Source organism: Streptomyces indicus (genome assembly GCF_900100315.1).
Classification (GTDB): Bacteria; Actinomycetota; Actinomycetes; order Streptomycetales; family Streptomycetaceae; genus Streptomyces; species Streptomyces indicus.
Genome location: NZ_FNFF01000001.1, coordinates 430,466 through 447,392 on the forward strand (window position 1 = coordinate 430,466; position 16,927 = coordinate 447,392).

The following is a 16,927-nucleotide window of genomic DNA, read 5'->3' on the forward strand; positions in this document are numbered from 1 at the left end:
CCGCCCGGCGGGCGTCTCGGTGGAGCTGTGCTGCGTCAGCAGCGCAAGTCAGGACGGCGCGGCCCAAGTGAGGGCAGCGCAGTGCCGTGCAGGTCTGAGCAGGTGAGGTCAGGTCAGGGCACGAGGGCCCGGCGCGAGACCAGGTGCAAGGCGCGGCGCGTCCGCAGGACAGGAGTGCCGGGCGGACCCGGGTTGGCGAGTCCCGCCCGGTAGCGGCCGTGGTCGATCCGGCGCAGCCAGGCGTTCTCGAGCGCGTCGCGCAACGGGCCGTCACGCAGCAGGGCTTCGGGTCCGAGCAGACCTTCGAGCACGTCGAAGGCACCGCGCACATCGCCGTGCGCGAGGCGCTCACGCACGGCGGGCAGAGCGTCGGGACGGCGGTGGACGGCGTCGATGGCCTGCAGACACGGCAGCGGTGGTCCGCCGAGCGCGACGAGAAGTTCCTCGCGCCGGAGTTCATCCGCCGCGTGGTCGAGCGCGGAGAGCCGCCCGTCGACGAACCCGATCCGGTGTGGTGTCCCGCGGCAGTCGACGAGATGCGGCTGCCCGGCCCGGCGCGCCGAGGACATCCCGCGTACGGGCCCGTCGGTCAGCGCCGCGGCCACCAGCGGGTGGAGCCGCTCCGCGTCGATCAGCCCGGCGCGCAGCAGCCGGAGGTCGGGCGGCACCCAGGTGGCGGCGTCGGGCAGCGGCGGCAGCTCGTGACCGCCCTCGCCGATACGCCGTGTCCGGGTGTCGAGGACGAGGCGGCGCCCCGCGCCCACGTGCACACCGATCCGGCCGTCCCGGCCGAGCACATGGTGGGCCTCGGGAATCCACCGGTCCACGGCCCAGCGCGGCTCCAACTCCCCGCCCTCCCACAGGACTTCGGAGTCACCCCGGCCGCCCGCCCGTTCCCCGAGCTCCCCCGCCCTGCGCGCATCCCACAGATGCCGGTGCAGGTCGAGCCGGAAACGAGCGCTGGGACGGGGGTGGGGATGCCAGGGCCCCTCGTACGCGGAGCCGGAGCCGTCCCACACCGTGAGACTGATCCGCTGGCCCGCGTCGGCCCAAGCGGGCGGCGTGCGCACGACGAGATGCAGCCGACGGCCCTCACCCCCCACCTCATAGCGCGCGAGCGTCATGGTGACGCCGGGCCTGAGCAGCCCGTCGGGGCCGACGCGCGGCAGGTGCCAGCGCAGCAGGTCGGGGGCGAAGTGCCGTAGATCGCGCCGGACTTGGGCCGCGATCTCTCGCCCGTGCGCGCGGGAGATGCGGCGCAGATCGAGGTCCACGTCCACGCGTGCGGCCGCGCACGCTCCGGCCCAGTCACCGGACGCACGCCGGGCCGTCGCGGTGTCGATCATGGAGGCGGGGACGGCGAACTCGCGTACGCGCAGCCAGAGCGCGAGCCAGGGGTCGTCGTCCGGGGGCCGGCAGGCGCCGGGCGGCGCGTGACCGGACAGGGATACGGATCGGGGATCAGTCGTGGTCTCCGTGAGCATCAGCACTCACCGCGAGTCGACCGGACCCCCCATCTGCCAGTGGAAGGGGCAGCGTAAGTAGTCATCGCGGGGAGCATAACCGGGCCTCGGCCGCGGGCGACAGCGAATTAACGGACGGCGGCCCGTGGCCATCCCAAGCCGTACCGGCAAGACTGGCCGGGGTGCACACCTCGAAGCGGCAGGCCGTCGAAGGAGGCCCGCATGACCACCGAAGCGCCACGTGTGGAACTCACGCCCGCGGCCGTCGAACTGCTCCGGAAGCTCCGGGCGGCGCACGGACCGCTGATGTTCCATCAGTCCGGCGGATGCTGCGACGGCAGTGCGCCGATGTGCTACCCGGAGGGCGAGTTCCGCACCGGTGACTCCGATGTGCTGCTCGCCTCGCTCGCCGTGGACGGGGTCGCGGAGCCCATCGGGTTCTGGATGTCGAAGAGCCAGTACGAGGTGTGGGCGCACACCCGGCTGATCGTCGACGTGGTGGAGGGCCGCGGCGGCGGCTTCTCCCTGGAGGCACCGGAGGGGGTCAGGTTCCTGATCCGCTCGCGCATGCTCGGCACTTGAGCCACGTACGGGTGAGGGCTCCGCAGGTGCCCCGGGTCACGGATTGAGGTTGCTGACGATGTTCGCGGTGGCCGTCAGACCGTTCTGGATGGTCGGCGCCATGCTGGTGCTCGCGAGGTAGAAGCCGAGCAGCACACAGACGATCGCGTGGGTGATCTTCAGCGCCCCGTTGCGCAGGAACACGATCGCGAGGATGAGCAGCAGCAGTACAACTGACACCGAAATGGCCATCGTCCGGACTCCCTACGCGCCTCCGCCACGTCAACACCGCGGCGTTTTCGCCGTCAGTGTGGCGTGACGGAGGGACCGTCCGGTCGACTGACATGTACTCCGAACGTGTGTTACGGGGAGTGACGGTCCCCGCGGGACCGGCTCAGCGGCGGTCGTAGGCGTCCAGGAAGGCTTCCAACGCGACGAGGTCGTCGGTGTTGATGTGGTCCGCATCGGCGGCGATCAGCTCCAGCCAGATCGCGCCGCGTTCGGGCCCGGGCAGGTCGGGCGTGGCCCAGAAGCGCACGCGCTGGCCGCGGCCGTGGGCGGTGGCGATGATCTGCCTCAGCTTGGCGCGCTCGGCCTCCGGCATCGGCCCTGCGCCCTTCCACGTGAAGTGGTTGTTCCAGTTGTCGCTGATCAGCGGGATGAAGGAGGCGGGTGCGGGGCCGCCGAGGTCGGTCATCCGGCCGTCGTAGAAGGCGTACCGCACGTGCTGCGCCTCCATGGGCGCTCGCGCGGACCGGTCGCCGGAGATCACCGCGGTCACGGCCCCCGGCCGCACCTTGCCGTGCGCGTACGTGGTGAACAGGCGCCGGTGGCGGTGGAGTTGGCGGTGCAGCTCGGCGTAGGCGTTCACTCCGTCGGCCTTGATGTCGATGAGGAGCTGGAGGGGCTTGTGGTGGCCCCGGTGCACCGAGCCGTGGTTCCGCCGGACGCGCTCGGCGAGGGGCTTCAGGTACAGCGAGGCGAGGGTGCGGGACGGGTCGAGGTCCACCGGGTCGTGGGCGACGAGGAGTTCGCCGTCGACGAGGAAGATGTCGGCCTCGACGCTGCTGAAGCGGTGGTCGAGGGCGTCGAGCAGCGGGCGGGTGTGCAGGTAGTCGTTGTGGGCGTGGGCGCGCCGGAGGGGCTTTCTGCGCGTGCGGCCACCGGCCGCGTGCGCCTGCGCGGACGAGGGGACGGCGACCGCTCCCGCGGCTGCGGCGGCGAGCGTGGTGACGACGGTGCGGCGGGTCACTGGTGAGGCCATGCCTGCGATACCTCCCGGGACGACGGACGGGCGGGAACGAGTATGCGGTCCCGCCCGTGCGAAGGGGCAGGGTCCTGCCGGGAGTTGGCCGGTCGTTCACCCCTCGATCACGCCCGCGGGCGATCGGCCCCCTGGGTCACGCCTCCAGCTCGGACCAGTGCACGGTCCGGTCGCACCACCGCGTGAGCAGCGCCTTGTCGTGACCGACGGCGAGCAGCCCGGCGCCGGTGTCGGCGCGGTAGTCCTCGACGACCCGGACGAGGGCCGCCGTCGTGGAGGCGTCGAGCATGGCGGTCATCTCGTCGCAGACCAGCCAGCGCGGCTCGAGGATCAACGCACGGGCTACACAGGCCCGTTGCAGCTGGCCGTCGCTGACCTCGTGCGGACGCCGCCCGAGCAGTTCGTCCCCGAGTCCGACCCGCGCGGCGGACTCCCGTACCTTCTCCGGCACTTCATCGGCCCGGCCGTTCGCCCGCAGGGGCTCGGCGATCAGGGCGGAGAGCGTCAGGCGCGGGTCGGCGGAGAGCCGGGGCTGCTGGAAGACGACACCGAACGCGGTGCGCTGGGCGCGCGGGGCGCGGTGCCGCCACCCGGCCGCCGCGGTGCCGTCGACGACGACCCGTCCCGCGTCGGGCCGGTGCAGCAGGGCGGCGACCCGGGCCAGCGTGGACTTGCCGCAGCCGCTGGGCCCGAGCAGACCGACCGACTCGCCCGGTCGCACGGTGAGCGAGACACCGCGCACGACGGGCTTGTGCCGCTCGTAGCCGGCGGTGATCGCGTCGACCTCAAGCATGCTCGGCCTCCAGGGCTTCGGCGGGGTCGGCTGGGTCGGCGGCCGGCCGGTCCGAGACCGGGTGGTGGCAGGCCAGCAGGTCCGCGAACGGCGGCTGCACCCGGCAGGCCTCGCTCGCCCGCCCACAGCGCGCGGCGAAGGCGCAGCCCTCGGGGAGCGCCCCGAGTTCGGGCGGCATGCCGGGGATGGCCGCGAACTCCCGCTCGGGCAGGGCGTTCAGGAGCCCCCTGGCATACGGGTGGCGCGGTCCGCGCGCGCCGAAGAAGTCCTCCGCGTCGCAGATCTCGACGATCCGTCCCGCGTACATCACGGCGATCCGGTCGGCGATCCGTTCGGCCGCCGCCAGGTCGTGCGTGATCATCAGCAGGGCGCGGGAGCTGCCGGTGTGCCGGGCGAGTTCGTCCACGGTGTGCTCGACGAGGTCGCGGTCGAGTCCGGTGGTGGGCTCGTCGGCGAGCAGCAGCGGTGCGTCGCCGATCAGGGCGAGCGCGGTCGCGGCGCGCTGGGCGAGGCCGCCGGAGAGTTCGTGCGGGTAGCGGTCGAGGTGGTCCGCGGGGAACGAAGCGCGCCCCGCCGCCTCCTCGGCGGCCTTGCGCACGGCGGCACGCGGGGTGCGCAGCAACTCCCGTACGGTCTCCTCCAGTTGGGACCGGATCGTCCGTACGGGGGTCAGGTGCGCGGCCGGTGACTGCGGGACGAGTCCCACCTTGCGGCCGCGGACGGTGCGCGCGAGGGTGCGCTCGTCGGCGGCGAGCAGGTCGGTGCCGTCGCCGAGCAGGGCGGAACCGGCGGTCTCGGCGTTCTCCGGCAGCAGTCCGAGCAGCGCGGAGGCGAGCACGGACTTGCCGCACCCCGACTCCCCGACGAGGGCGAGCCGCTGCCCGGCCTCCAGGGTGAAGTGCGCGTCGGTCACCGCCCGTACGTAGCGTTCGCCGCGCATCCGGAACCGTACGGACAGACCGCGGACATCGAGCACGGGCGCCGTCGTCGCGGCGTCCGCCGGCCTCGTGGCGGCATCGGTCATCACAGCATCAACTCCGATCGCCGGCGCGGATTGAGCCGCTCACGCCAGGCGCCCGCGAGTCCCGCGATCGCCAGCGTCGGCACGATGATGAACAGGCCCGGGAAGAGCGTCGGCCACCAGTCCCCCGCGAGCAGCGAGCCGCGCGCGGACTGCACGAGGGTGCCGAGGCTGGCCTGGTGGGTGGGCAGGCCGAGGCCGAGGAAGGACAGCGCGGACTCGTGCCAGATGGCGTGCGGCACCATGAGGACGGCGGCGAGTCCGGCCTGCGGCAGGACTCCCGGCAGCAGGTGCCGGACGGTGACGCGCCACCGGGACGCTCCCCCGGAGATCGCCGCGTCCACGTACGGGCGCGAGCGCAGCGACAGGACCTCGGCGCGCACGATGCGGGCCGTGGACAGCCAGTGCGTGAGCGCCACCGAGACCACCACCGGCCATACGCCGGGGCGGAACATCGCCACGATGAAGATGCCGAGCAGCAGGTGCGGCACGGAGGAGAACAGGTCGACGAGCCGCATGACGAAGCGGTCCACGCGGCCGCCCGCCGCGGCGGCCGCGGCACCGACCGCCGTGCCGATCACGGTGGCCACCACCGCGGCGACCACGCCGACGAGCAGCGACACCCGCAGCCCGTAGACGCACCGCAGCAGCAGGTCGCGGCCGACGTCGTCGGTGCCGAACGGGTGCGCCAGGGACGGCGGTTGAAGCTTGGAGGCGAGGTCGACGGCCTGCTCGTCGAGCTGGACCAGCGGCGGTACGAGCAGCACGGCGACCACCACGGCCAGGGTGATCGCCGCGGAGGTGCGGAGCCGCCAGGTCCTCGTGGAGCGGCGGCGCACTCCGCGTACCCGCCAGGCGACCGCGGGCTGTTCTGACATCTCGGCTTTCACGGCTTTCTCAGCGACCTCAGCCATCGAATCCCACCCTCGGGTCGGCGAGCCCGTAGAGCAGGTCCGCGACGAGATTGCCGAGCAGCACCGCGGCCGTGGCCAGCGCGGTGAGCGCGGCGAGCAGGGCGAAGTCCACGGAGGTGGCCGCCTCGACGGTGGCCGCGGCGATCCCGGGCCAGCTGAAGACGGTCTCCACCAGGAGCGCGCCGGTGATGAGTTCGGGCACCCGCGACCCGATCAGCGTGAGGACGGGCAGGAGTCCGGAGCGCAGGGCGTGCCCGAGCAGCACGGTCCGCTCGGCGATCCCGCGCGCCCGCGCACCGCGCACGGGGTCCTCCTCCAGGGCGTCGCCGACACCCTGACGCACGTAGAGCACGAACCAGGGCAGCTGCGAGACGGCCAGCACGCAGGCGGGCAGCACGAGATGAGTGGCCACCTGTCCGGCGCTGACCACGGTCGAGCCGGTGTCGGTGAGTCCGCCGGCGGGCAGCACGTCGAGCTTGAGCGCGAAGAACCACACCGCGAGCAGGCCCAGCCAGAACGGCGGCGCTGCCTCGAGGCCGTACGCGAGCGAGGTGACGCCCCGGTCCAGCCAGCCGCCGGGCCGGCGCGCGGCGAGCACACCGAGCGTGGTGCCGAGCACGATGGCGAGCAGGAACGCGGTGGCGGCGAGCAGCACCGACCAGCCGAGCCGCTCCCCGATGACCTGGCCGACGGGCTGGCGCATCACGAGCGACGTGCCGAAGTCGCCGTGCAGGGCGGCGGTCAGCCAGTCCCACCAGCGTGCGACCAGCGGCTGGTCCACGCCGAGGTTGGCGCGCAGCTGGTCCAGGGTCTGCTCGGACGCGGTGAGCCCGCCCGTGCCGGCGTACGCCTTCACCGGGTCGAAGGGCGAGGCCGCGGCGATCGCGAAGACACCGAAGGTCACGGCGAGCAGGACGGGCACGGCGACCAGGAGCCGCCGTCCCGCCATGCGCGCCATCGCCGCCCAGGGCATCCGGGACGTACGGGAGGTCACTTCTTCGGCTGCCAGTCCTCGACGTTCCACCACGGGCCGGTGGCGAAGCCGTGGTCGTGCGGCTCGACCTGGGTGGTGAGCTCGCCGAAGCTGTCGTTCACGACGTACATGTGGTCGATGTGGGTGAGGAAGGTGTAGCCCGGGTTCTTCACGAGCTCGCGCTGCACGGTGTCGTACGCGGCCTTGCGCTCGGCCTTGTCGTCGCTCTCACGGCCCTTCTCCAGGGCCTTGTCGACGGCCGGGTTCTCGTAGAAGCCCATGTTGTTGAAGTCGTTGCCGCCCACGAACTGCGAGTGCAGCATCGTGAACTGGTCGAAGTCGGGGTCGGCCGGGGCGCCGCCGCCGGCGAGCACCGCATCGCGGTCCATGCGCGGCTGGATGACCTCCCAGGTGCCGGCCTGCACCTTGACCTCGATGCCGGCCTTCTTGGCGTCGGAGGCGTAGGCGAGGGCGTGGTCCTGGCGGAGCTTGTCGCCGGAGAGGTACCAGAGCGGGAAGCTGGCGCGCACGCCGTCCTTCTCGCGGATGCCGTCGGAGCCCTTCTTCCAGCCGGCCTCGTCGAGGATCTTCTCGGCCTGCTTCAGGTCGTGCTTGCGTTCGGTGCCCTTGGTGAACCACTCGCTGTCGGTCGGCACCGGCCCGTAGGCCTCCTTGCCGGCGCCGTCGAGGATGGAGTCGACCATGGCCTTGCGGTCCACGGCCACGTCGAGGGCGCGGCGGATGTCGGTGTCGCCCGCGACCTTGTTGCCGGTGGGCAGGGTCACGACGCGGTAGTCGAAGCTGGTGGCCTCGTAGGTCTTGCGGCCCTTGTCGCCGGCGAAGGTCTTGGCGAGGTTCGGCGGCAGGATGGCGCCGTCGAGGTCGCCGCTGCGCAGCCGGGTGGCGCGCACGTCGTCGTCCTTGATGATCGCCATGGTGAAGTTCTTGACCTTCGGCGCGCCGCCCCAGTAGTCGGGGTTGGCCTTGAAGGTGAGCTTCTCGCCCTTGGACCACTTCACCAGCTCGTACGGTCCGGTGCCGACGGGCTTGGTGGTGAGGTCGCCGGTGTTCACGTCCTGCTTCGCGCCGATGTGCTCGGGGGCGATGGCGTGCACGGTGCGCTCGGCGAAGGGCGCGTACGGGTACTTGAGGTGGAAGACCACCTCGTCCTCGCCCTTCGCCTCGACGCTCTTCAAGGCGTCGAGCTCGGTCTTGTAGGCGTTGTTGGTCTTCTTGTCGAGGATCGTCTCGTACGTGTAGACGACGTCCTTCGACGAGAACGGCTTGCCGTCGCTGAACTTCACGCCCTTGCGCAGCTTGAAGGTGTACGTGAGTCCGTCGGCGCTCTTCTCCGGCAGCCCGGTCGCGAGCGCGGGCTTCAGGTTCATGTCCGCGTCGTGCGTGAGCAGCCCGTCGAAGATCTTCGCGTTGCCGTCCTTGCCGTAGCCGAGCAGCGGGCTGAGGGTGTCGGGCTCGTACGCGATGCCCACGACCACCGAGTCGTCGGCGCCCGCGCTGCCGGAGCCGCCCTCGCCGGGCGCAGAACAGGCGGCCGCTCCGACCGCCAGCGCAGCCAGCGCACCCGCTCCCCGTATCGCCGCGCCTCGCATGCCACACCCCTGTTCAAGATCGACTGTTATTGCGAACCGTTCGCAATTATGCCCCAGGTAATGGGTGTGTATGGCCAGGGGGTCCTACGAAACAGGGGGGATTCCTTCACGGCAGGTGGCTCTGGCGCACGTGCTCCGGGGCCGCGGCGGGTGACTCCGGCGCACGCGCTCCGGGGGCCGCAACAGGTGGATTCGGAGCACGTGCTCCGGGGCGCGCCCGTCAGCCGATCAGGATCCCGGTCAGCTCGTGGACCGGAGTGGTCTTCGTGGCGGGCGGAGCCTCGGCCTCGACCGGCTCGGACAGTTCCGCGAACTTCAGCGTGACGGTCGCCTTGCCCCCGCCCGCGTTCACCCGCAAGCGGCACTGCACCACGCGGCCCTCGCCGTCGATCCACACGTCCCCGAGCACGGGCAGCCCTTGCCCCATGGCCTCGACCGCGTCGTCCATCGAGGCTCGACGCTCGTCGGCCATGCGCAGCATCTGCGTCTCATGGTCGAGCAGGCCCGTGTACTGGACGGTCTCGACGGAGCCGACCTTCCGCGCTCCCGCCTTGGTGATCTTCGTCATCCGGCCGAGCTGGGTCAGCACGTGCTCCGGGTCGTTGACGGGTGCGCGCAGCAGGTAGTGCGCCTCCGCGTCCGTACGTCCGATCACGCCCCACCGGCCGGATCCGACGCCGGCGGCGCCCTTGACGTAGACCTTGCCGTCGGCGAAGACCTCCTCGACTTGGTCCACCGCCCCGCCCGGCAGCCGGACGGTGAGCCGGCCGCGGTCGGCCGCGAAATCGAAGGCGCCCTCGACCGTGAGCTCGTACGTGGTGGTGCCGTTGCCGAGTTCCACGCTCTCGTCCACGCGGACCGCGCTGTCCCCCAGACCGTCGAGCGCCGTGCGCACGATCTCGGCCGGTATCCCCTCGCCGTTCTTCGGCGCGCCCCGGTCCTCAGGGCTCTGGTCCTCCGTGCCCCGGCCCTCCGCCGCACGCGCCGACCCGGTGTCCGCGCGCCCGGATCCGCCCGGTTCCGCCGTGGAGCATCCCGTGGCGAGGACGAGGGCGGCGGCGGTCAGGGCGAGGGAGCGGCGCATGGGGAACTCCTGGGACGGACGGCAGCTCGCCGCGGCGGACACAGCGCCCCGCCGGAGGCCGACCGGGCACGGCCCATGACCCTATCCGACGCAAACGTAACCATTGGCCAGATTTTCACCGCATGGAATCAGGCGCCCCCGTACGTGGACGGCAGGTCCCCGCACACGGAGAAGCGCCCTTCCCTCTCGCCGGCGCAGAGGGAAGGGCGCGCTCGTCTCCCGCGGGTGCGGGCGGACCCGGAGACCGCCGGCAAGCGGCCACCGGGGTCCGGCGTGCGTTACGGCGTCGGGCGTGCGTTACGGCGCCCGCAGATCCACCAGCTCCGCCACGATCTCGCGGTGCGCCCCGGCCGAGCCCAGAGCGATCGCATCCGCCTTGGCGCGCTTCAGGTAGAGGTGGACCGGGTGCTCCCAGGTCATGCCGATGCCGCCGTGCAGCTGCAGCGCCTCCTCGGCCGCATGGACGGCGACGGGCGAGCAGTAGGCCTGCGCGAGGGACGCCGCCAGCGGCGCCTCGTCCGAAGCGGTGGCCAGGGCGTCCGCGGCGTTGCGCGCGGCGGCGCGGGCGTGCACCGTCTCCAGCCACAGCTCGGCCAGCCGGTGCTTCAGCGCCTGGAAGGAGCCGACGGGCCGGTTGAACTGGTGCCGGGTCTTCAGATAGGCGACGGTCTCCGTCAAGCACCAGTCGGCGAGCCCCAGTTGCTCGGAGGCCAGCAGCCCGGCGCCCGCCCGCAGACCGCGCCGTACGGCCGCGGAAGCGTCCGCGGTCAGGAGCCGGCCGGGGGCCGAGTCCAGTGTGACGGCCGCGAGCGGGCGGGTGAGGTCGAGCGGGGTCTGCGCGGTCACGGTGACGCCGTCGGACGCGGTCTCCACCGCGTACAGACCGCCGCCCGCCACCACGAGCAGCACATCGGCGGCGGCCGCGTCCGCCACCGCGGTGACCCGTCCGGTGAGCCGGCCGTCCTTCTCCTCGATCTCCGCGTACGAGGCGGAGGGTCCGGTGGACAGAGGCAGCGCGAGCGCGCCGATGGAGCGACCTGAGGCGAGCGCTCCGAGGAGCTCGTCGGCGGCGGGGGTGCCGCAGCCGAGCAGGGTCTCGGTGGCGATCACCGCGCTGGTCAGATACGGCACGGGCGCGACGAAGCGGCCCAACTCCTCGAGCACGACGGCCGCTTCGCGGTGCGTGGCACCTTGCCCGCCGAGTGACTCGGGCACGAGCAGGCCCGCGAGCCCCATGTCGGCGGCGAGGGTCTTCCACAGGTCGCCGTCGTGCGGCGCGTCCGACTCCGCACGGGCGAGGACCTGCGTGGCGTCGCAGCGGTCGGTCAGCAACGAGCGGACGGCGGACCGGAGTTCGTCCTCGGTCTCGGAGTAGAGGAGATCGCTCGGTGTCGTCATCGGGACAGGTCCTTCCAGGCGATGTCCTTGTCGGTACGCGGCTCGGAGGGCAGTCCGAGGACACGCTCGGCGACGATGTTGAGCAGCACCTCGCTGGTGCCGCCCTCGATGCTGTTGCCCTTGGCGCGCAGATAGCGGTAGCCGGCCTCGCGGCCCAGGAAGTCCACGGTCTCCGGACGGCGCATCGTCCAGTCGTCGTACAACAGGCCTTCCTCGCCCTGGAGTTCGACTTCGAGGCCGCTGATCTGCTGTGCGAGGCGGGCGAAGGTGAGCTTCATGCCGGAGCCCTCGGGGCCGGGGTGGCCGGCCACCAGCTGCTGGCGCAGCCGCTCGCCGGTCAGGCGGGCGACCTCGGCCTCCACCCACAGCTCGACGAGCCGCTGATGCAGGTCGCGGGTGCGCAGCTCGGGGCGCTCGCGCCAGGTGGCGGCGATCGGTCCGATCATGCCGCCCTCGCGCGGCAGCCGTGCGCCGCCGATCGCCACACGCTCGTTCATGAGGGTGGTCTGGGCCACCTTCCAGCCCTCGCCCACCTCGCCGAGCCGGTGCGCGTCGGGGATGCGCACCTCGGTGAGGAAGACCTCGTTGAACTCGGCCTCGCCGGTGATCTGCCGCAGCGGCCTGACCTCGACGCCCGGGTCCGTCATGTCGCAGACGAAGTACGTGATGCCGCGGTGCTTGGGCAGGTCGGGGTCGGTGCGCGCGATGAGGATCGCGAAGCGCGCGTTGTGCGCGCCCGAGGTCCAGACCTTCTGGCCCGTGACGATCCAGTCCTCGCCGTCCCGTACGGCCCGGGTGCCGAGCGCCGCGAGGTCGGAGCCGGCGCCGGGCTCGCTGAACAGCTGGCACCAGATCTCCTGGCCCAGCCACAGCGGCCGCAGGAAGCGCCGCTTCTGCTCCTCGGTGCCGAACGCCAGGATGGTCGGGGCGGCCATGCCGAGCCCGATGCCGTTCAGGGAGGGGCCGACGGCGGGCGGCGCGCCCGCGGCCTCCAGCTCGGCGTCCACCACGGCCTGCAGGGCGCGCGGGGCCCCGAGGCCGCCGAGGCCTTCGGGATAGTGCACCCAGGCGAGCCCGGCGTCGAAGCGGGCCTCCAGAAATGCTTCGGCCGCGGTGCTCGCCGGCGGGTGCGCGGCGAGGAACTCCTGGGTGCGCCTGACGAGTTCGGCTGCGTCGCTCACGCCTGAACCCCTTCCGGTACGACGGCCACTCGGCCGGTGGTGACCCCGTCGGCGACGCGCTGCACGGCCTCGGCCGCGCCCGCGAGCGGCACCCGCTCGCTGATGAGCGGCTTGATGGCGCCCTTGGCGGCGAGTTCGGTGAGCTGCTCGTGGCAACGGGCCACCGCGGCGGGGTCCTTGGTGTTGTACAGGCCCCAATGGAGGCCCACGATCGAATAGTTCTTGATGAGCGCGTGGTTGAGGCCGGGCGCGGGCACGCCGCCGCTCGCGAAGCCCACGATCAGGATCCGCCCCTCGAAGGCGACCACCTTGGTGGACTGCGTGTACGCCTCGCCGCCCACGGGGTCGTAGATCACGTCGGCGCCGCGGCCGCCGGTGACCTCCTTGACGGTGGCGATGACGTCGTCGCTGCGCCGGTCGATCACCACGTCGCAGCCGAGCTCCTCGGCCACGCGCACCTTCTCCGCCCCGCCGACGACACCGATGACCCGGGCACCGGCGGCCTTGCCGAGCTGGACGGCCGCGCTGCCGACGCCGCCGGCGGCCGCGTGCACGAGCAGCGTCTCGCCGGCCTGGAGATTCGCCCGGCGGTGCAGGCCGAACCAGCCGGTCTGGTAGCCGATGTGCAGCGCCGCGGCCTCGGCGTCGTCGAGCGCGTCGGGCGCGGGCAGCACGGCCGCCTTGTCCACGAGGGCGTACTCGGCGAAACCGCCGTACGGGAGCGCCGGGTTGGCGATGACGCGCCGGCCGTCCTCGGTCTCGGCGCAGATCTCGACGCCCGGCGTGAACGGCATGGGCGGCCGGATCTGGTACTGGCCGCGGCAGAGCAGCGCGTCGGGGAAGTTGATGTTGGCGGCCCGCACCTTGACGAGCAGCTGTCCCTCACCGGGGGTGGGGGTGGCCACCTCGTCGAGACGCATCACCTCGCCCGGCTCACCGTTCTCGTGCACTCGCCATGCCTGCATGCGGGGCCTCCACAGAGGGGGTGGGACTGTCTCCCGCGCATACTAAGCGGTCGCTTGCCTCCTGGGAACGGCCCGGCGCCGACTTTCCGCGCCGCTCACGCTGCCCCGCCCCGAACCCCGCACTCCAGCGCCCCGGTCACTCCCCCGAAGCCCGCTTCGGCTTGGCGCGCACGTGCATCCGCTCGCCCTGCGGTCCGAACAGGCTGAGCATCTCGACCGGTCCGTCCACGGCGTCGAACCAGTGCGGCACGCGCGTATCGAACTCGGCCGCCTCCCCCGCACCGAGCACGACATCGTGATGGGCGAGCTTGAGGCGCAGCTTGCCGGAGATGATGTACAGCCACTCGTAGCCCTCGTGCGTGCGCTGATCGGCGTGCTCGCGCTTGGGGTCCGGGCCATTGATGATGATCTTGTACGCCTGGAGCCCGCCGGGCTGTCCGCCGAGCGGCACGTGGGTCCGGTTGTGCACCACGACGGGCTTCGAGCGCACCCGTGGATCGCCCACCTCCGGCGCGCCGACCAGTTCGTCCAGCGGGACCTGGTGGGCGCGCGCGATCGGAAGCAGCAGCTCCAGACTCGGCTTGCGCTGCCCGGATTCGAGCCGCGAGAGCGTGCTCACCGAGATCCCCGTGGCCTCGGACAGACCGGCCAGGGTGGTGCCGCGCTCCCTGCGGATGCTGCGCAGCCGCGCCCCCACCTCGGCGAGGACGGAGTCCATCTCCTCGGTCCCTTCGCGTCCGGCCACGGCCGCCTCCCAAGTTTTGCGATTCCGGCAAGTATGTTTGCCTATTCTGCCGGATGCGCCGCATGCTCGCAGCGGAGGTGGTCGAGATGACCCGAAGCACGAAGGCACAGCGGCAGTCGTACGACGTGGTGGTCGTCGGAGGCGCGACGGCGGGGCTGAGCACCGCACTCGGACTCGGGCGCAGCAGGCGCAGCGTCCTGGTGGTCGACGCGGAGCAGCCGCGCAACGCCCCCGCCGCCCATATGCACGGCTTCCTGTCCCGCGACGGCATGCCGCCCGCGGAATTCCTGGCGGTCGCGCGCCGGGAGGTCGAGGCGTACGGCGTGGAGATCGTCTCCGGGCGGGTGGCGAAGGTGGAGCCGGATCCCGAGGGCGAGGTGGACGTGACGCTCGCCGACGGTGCGGTGGTGCACGCGCGGCGTGTGGTGATCGCGACCGGGCTGGTGGACGAACTGCCGCGGATCCGGGGCCTTGCGGAGCGCTGGGGCCGCGATGTGCTGCACTGCCCGTACTGCCACGGCTACGAGGTGAGCGACCGGGCGTTCGGTGTGATCGCCGGACCGGAGATGGGCGCGCACCAGGCGCTCCTGGTCACGCAGTGGTCGAAGGACGTGACCTTCTTCCTGCACCAGGTCGAGGAGCTCCCGGACGAGCAGTGGCAGCAGCTGGCCGCCGCGGGGGTCCGGGTGGTGACCGGCGAGGTGGCCGAAGTGGTCGTCGAGGACGACCGGTTGACCGGGGTGCGCCTGGCGAGCGGGGAGTTCTTCGCGCGCGAGGTGCTGTTCACCGCGACGCGTCCGGTGGCCCGTACGGAGATGCTGCCCGAGCTGACGGGGGACGCGGTGCAGCAGACGCCGTTCGGTCCGTTCCCGGCCGTGGACGCGGTGGGCCGCAGCAAGACGCCCGGGGTGTGGATCGTGGGCAATGCGATGGGCCCGGCGGAGATGGTGGTCAACGCGGCGAGCGCCGGCTACCGGGCGGCCACGCAGATCAACGCGGAGCTGGTCTTCGCGGATCTGGCCCGCGCGGCCGAGGAGCGCCGCGCGGCCGGCTTCACCGCCGAGGCGGAACGCGCGACCGCGACCGCCATCCTGGCGGAGCGGCGGCACGGGCTGGGCTGAGGGCGGGGCGGCTGAGGGCGGGGGCCGGGTGCGCCTGAGAGGCGGGTCCGGCTCGCTCGCGGCGGAGGGCGGGGGCGGTTGAGGCGAATCGTGGGGGCGGGTCGGTTGAGGCGGGTCGGTTGAGGACGGCGTGACCGGCTGAGGCAGGCCCGGCCCACAGCAGAAGGCGGGCGCGCCTCGGGCGGTCCGGATGTCGGCGGAGGGTGGCCGCGGCTGAGGACGGCGGGCTCGGGCGCGAAGCACGGGTCAGCCGGAACACCGCTGTGCTGCCGGGCTGCACGCCTCCGTCCGGAGGGCGCCGCCGTCCTGCGCGCCGCCACGACCGGGCGGGCCGCGGCTATGGAGCTTTGCGGTCCGTCCGTGTATCGATGCGCGCATGACGGACACAGCCACGCCCGGACCCGAAGGACACCGCGGACCACCCGGATTGCCTGCCCCCGCCCCGCTCGGGGCGAGCGCCCTGCCGCCCGGGACGTACGAAGGCACGGTCGTCCTCGTCACCGGCGGCGGCACGGGCCTGGGGAAGGCCGTCGCGGCCGAATTCGCCCGGCTCGGAGCCGACTTGGTGGTCGCCAGCCGCAAGGCGGAGCACCTGAAGGCCGCCGAGGACGAGCTGTCCGCGCTCGGCGGGCGCGTGCTGACCGCCGCCTGCGACATCCGCGACCCGGACCGCATCGCTGAGGTCTTCGACCTGGCCGAGGAGACGTACGGCCTCCCGCACGTCCTCATCAACAACGCGGCGGCCAACTTCCCCGTCCCCGCCGAGGACATGTCCCCGAACGCCTGGCGCTCGGTGGTCGACATCACGCTCAACGGCACCTACTTCATGGCCCGCGAGTTCGGCCGCCGCCACCTGGCGGCCGGCACTCCCGGGTCGATCGTCAACGTCGGTGCCTCGTACGCCTGGACCGGCGGACCCGGCTACGCGCACAGCGCCGCCGCGAAGGCCGGCGTGAAGAACCTGGTCGAGACCCTCGCGGTGGAGTGGGGCCCGTACGGGATCCAGGTCAACGGGCTCGTCCCCGGCCTGATGCCGCACGAGGACATGACCGCCGACATCCGCGCGAACCTCGACCGCGTTCGGGCCGCCGGCCTGCGCCAGCCCGCGCTGCGGGTGGGCCGGCCGCGCGAGCTCGGCTGGGCGGCCACCTTCCTCGCCTCGCCCTACGCCCGCTTCATCAGCGGCCACACGCTGGTCGTGGACGGCGCGAACTGGCAGCGGCGCGATCTGGTGCCCCCCGAAGTGGTGCCGATCCGGGAGCAGTTGGGCCGCGGCAGGTTCGACGCCGCCCCGTGAACCGCGGCGGGACCATCCCGTGAAACGCAGCAGGGGGGCCTCAGGCGATCGCCTTGCGGTACACCTGGCGTGAGCCCCCCTCCGGGCCCGGTTCGGCGGCCTCGGCGGGGGTGAAGCCCAGACGCTCGTAGAACACGCGGGCCCCGCTCTCCACGGCACCGGGATGGTCGGCGCCGAAGGTGATCACCTCGAGGGTGCCGGGGCCGGTGACGAACCTGCGCTCGGCTTCGGCCATCAGCCCCCGGCCGGCACCGGTCCCGCGCGCCTGCTGCGCGACGACCAGCCAGTGCACGTGGTACGCGGGGGCCGCGGCGCCGAAGAGCAGACCGCCGAGGAGCTGCTCCTCGCCGGACCCCGTCCCGGAGACGGAGACGGCGACGAGTGCCGCCGCTTGACCGATGTGTTCCCGCAGGGCGCGGTGGAAGCCGGGCTCCTCGACCATCGGCCCGAACCATTGCTCCACCTGTCCGGCGAGGTGCAGGAATCCGCCGAAGTCCTCGTCCCGCGCGAGTCTCACGATCATCCGGCGAGTATGCC

General features: G+C 72.6%; 17 protein-coding genes. 3 read left to right on the forward strand and 14 right to left on the reverse strand.

The window, feature by feature from the left end; translation table 11 throughout:
- Positions 1-113: 113 nt before the first annotated feature.
- Entirely contained in the window at positions 114-1,346 is a 1,233-nt protein-coding gene (locus BLT97_RS01935; protein WP_245769170.1) for a hypothetical protein, read from the reverse strand.
- Between the two features lie 339 nt (positions 1,347-1,685).
- Between BLT97_RS01935 and BLT97_RS01940 the strand changes: the two genes are divergently transcribed.
- The gene (locus BLT97_RS01940) at positions 1,686-2,045 is read left to right on the forward strand and encodes a DUF779 domain-containing protein (protein WP_093606867.1); all 360 of its coding nucleotides are present in this window, start codon (positions 1,686-1,688) and stop codon (positions 2,043-2,045) included.
- 36 nt (positions 2,046-2,081) lie between these two features.
- On the opposite strand, the gene BLT97_RS01945 is transcribed toward BLT97_RS01940, so the two are convergent.
- From BLT97_RS01945 to BLT97_RS02000, 12 genes are all read right to left on the reverse strand, one after another.
- Entirely contained in the window at positions 2,082-2,276 is a 195-nt protein-coding gene (locus BLT97_RS01945; RefSeq protein WP_093606868.1) for a hypothetical protein, read from the reverse strand.
- A gap of 142 nt (positions 2,277-2,418) precedes the next feature.
- On the reverse strand, positions 2,419-3,288 hold the full coding sequence (locus BLT97_RS01950; RefSeq protein WP_093606869.1) for a phosphatidylinositol-specific phospholipase C/glycerophosphodiester phosphodiesterase family protein: 870 nt from the start codon (positions 3,286-3,288) through the stop codon (positions 2,419-2,421).
- Positions 3,289-3,424: 136 nt separating this feature from the next.
- Positions 3,425-4,081, reverse strand: coding sequence for an ABC transporter ATP-binding protein (locus tag BLT97_RS01955; RefSeq protein ID WP_093606870.1), 657 nt, complete (start codon positions 4,079-4,081; stop codon positions 3,425-3,427).
- Positions 4,074-5,105, reverse strand: a complete 1,032-nt coding sequence (locus BLT97_RS01960; RefSeq protein ID WP_093606871.1) for an ABC transporter ATP-binding protein — start codon at positions 5,103-5,105, stop codon at positions 4,074-4,076. The genes BLT97_RS01955 and BLT97_RS01960 overlap by 8 nt, the downstream gene beginning before the upstream one ends.
- Positions 5,105-5,980 (reverse strand): ABC transporter permease, encoded by an 876-nt coding sequence (locus BLT97_RS01965; protein ID WP_425442655.1) that lies wholly within the window; start codon positions 5,978-5,980, stop codon positions 5,105-5,107. Before BLT97_RS01965 ends, BLT97_RS01960 begins: the two co-directional genes overlap by 1 nt.
- Before the next feature lie 28 nt (positions 5,981-6,008).
- The gene (locus BLT97_RS01970; RefSeq protein ID WP_093607703.1) at positions 6,009-6,974 is read right to left on the reverse strand and encodes an ABC transporter permease; all 966 of its coding nucleotides are present in this window, start codon (positions 6,972-6,974) and stop codon (positions 6,009-6,011) included.
- A gap of 32 nt (positions 6,975-7,006) precedes the next feature.
- A complete protein-coding gene (locus tag BLT97_RS01975) occupies positions 7,007-8,599 on the reverse strand; it encodes an ABC transporter substrate-binding protein (RefSeq protein WP_093606873.1) in 1,593 nt (530 codons plus the stop codon).
- A gap of 220 nt (positions 8,600-8,819) precedes the next feature.
- Positions 8,820-9,683 (reverse strand): LolA-like protein, encoded by an 864-nt coding sequence (locus BLT97_RS01980; protein WP_093606874.1) that lies wholly within the window; start codon positions 9,681-9,683, stop codon positions 8,820-8,822.
- Positions 9,684-9,980: 297 nt separating this feature from the next.
- On the reverse strand, positions 9,981-11,081 hold the full coding sequence (locus BLT97_RS01985) for an acyl-CoA dehydrogenase family protein (RefSeq protein ID WP_093606875.1): 1,101 nt from the start codon (positions 11,079-11,081) through the stop codon (positions 9,981-9,983).
- The gene (locus BLT97_RS01990; protein WP_093606876.1) at positions 11,078-12,262 is read right to left on the reverse strand and encodes an acyl-CoA dehydrogenase family protein; all 1,185 of its coding nucleotides are present in this window, start codon (positions 12,260-12,262) and stop codon (positions 11,078-11,080) included. Before BLT97_RS01990 ends, BLT97_RS01985 begins: the two co-directional genes overlap by 4 nt.
- Positions 12,259-13,227 carry an NADPH:quinone oxidoreductase family protein gene (locus tag BLT97_RS01995; protein WP_093606877.1) on the reverse strand — a complete coding sequence of 323 codons (969 nt, stop codon included), beginning with the start codon at positions 13,225-13,227 and terminating at the stop codon, positions 12,259-12,261. Before BLT97_RS01995 ends, BLT97_RS01990 begins: the two co-directional genes overlap by 4 nt.
- Positions 13,228-13,363: 136 nt before the next feature.
- Positions 13,364-13,945: a helix-turn-helix domain-containing protein gene (locus BLT97_RS02000; protein ID WP_093607704.1), complete on the reverse strand. Its 582-nt coding sequence runs from the start codon at positions 13,943-13,945 to the stop codon at positions 13,364-13,366.
- A gap of 113 nt (positions 13,946-14,058) precedes the next feature.
- On the opposite strand from BLT97_RS02000, the gene BLT97_RS02005 reads away from it, so the two are divergent.
- Positions 14,059-15,093 carry an NAD(P)/FAD-dependent oxidoreductase gene (locus BLT97_RS02005; protein WP_093607705.1) on the forward strand — a complete coding sequence of 345 codons (1,035 nt, stop codon included), beginning with the start codon at positions 14,059-14,061 and terminating at the stop codon, positions 15,091-15,093.
- A gap of 376 nt (positions 15,094-15,469) precedes the next feature.
- The gene (locus BLT97_RS02010) at positions 15,470-16,390 is read left to right on the forward strand and encodes an SDR family oxidoreductase (protein WP_093606878.1); all 921 of its coding nucleotides are present in this window, start codon (positions 15,470-15,472) and stop codon (positions 16,388-16,390) included.
- 40 nt (positions 16,391-16,430) lie between these two features.
- Here the strand turns inward: BLT97_RS02010 and BLT97_RS02015 are convergent, their stop codons facing one another.
- Complete coding sequence (locus BLT97_RS02015) at positions 16,431-16,913, reverse strand: GNAT family N-acetyltransferase (protein WP_093606879.1); 483 nt, start codon at positions 16,911-16,913, stop codon at positions 16,431-16,433.
- Between the last annotated feature and the right edge of the window lie 14 nt (positions 16,914-16,927).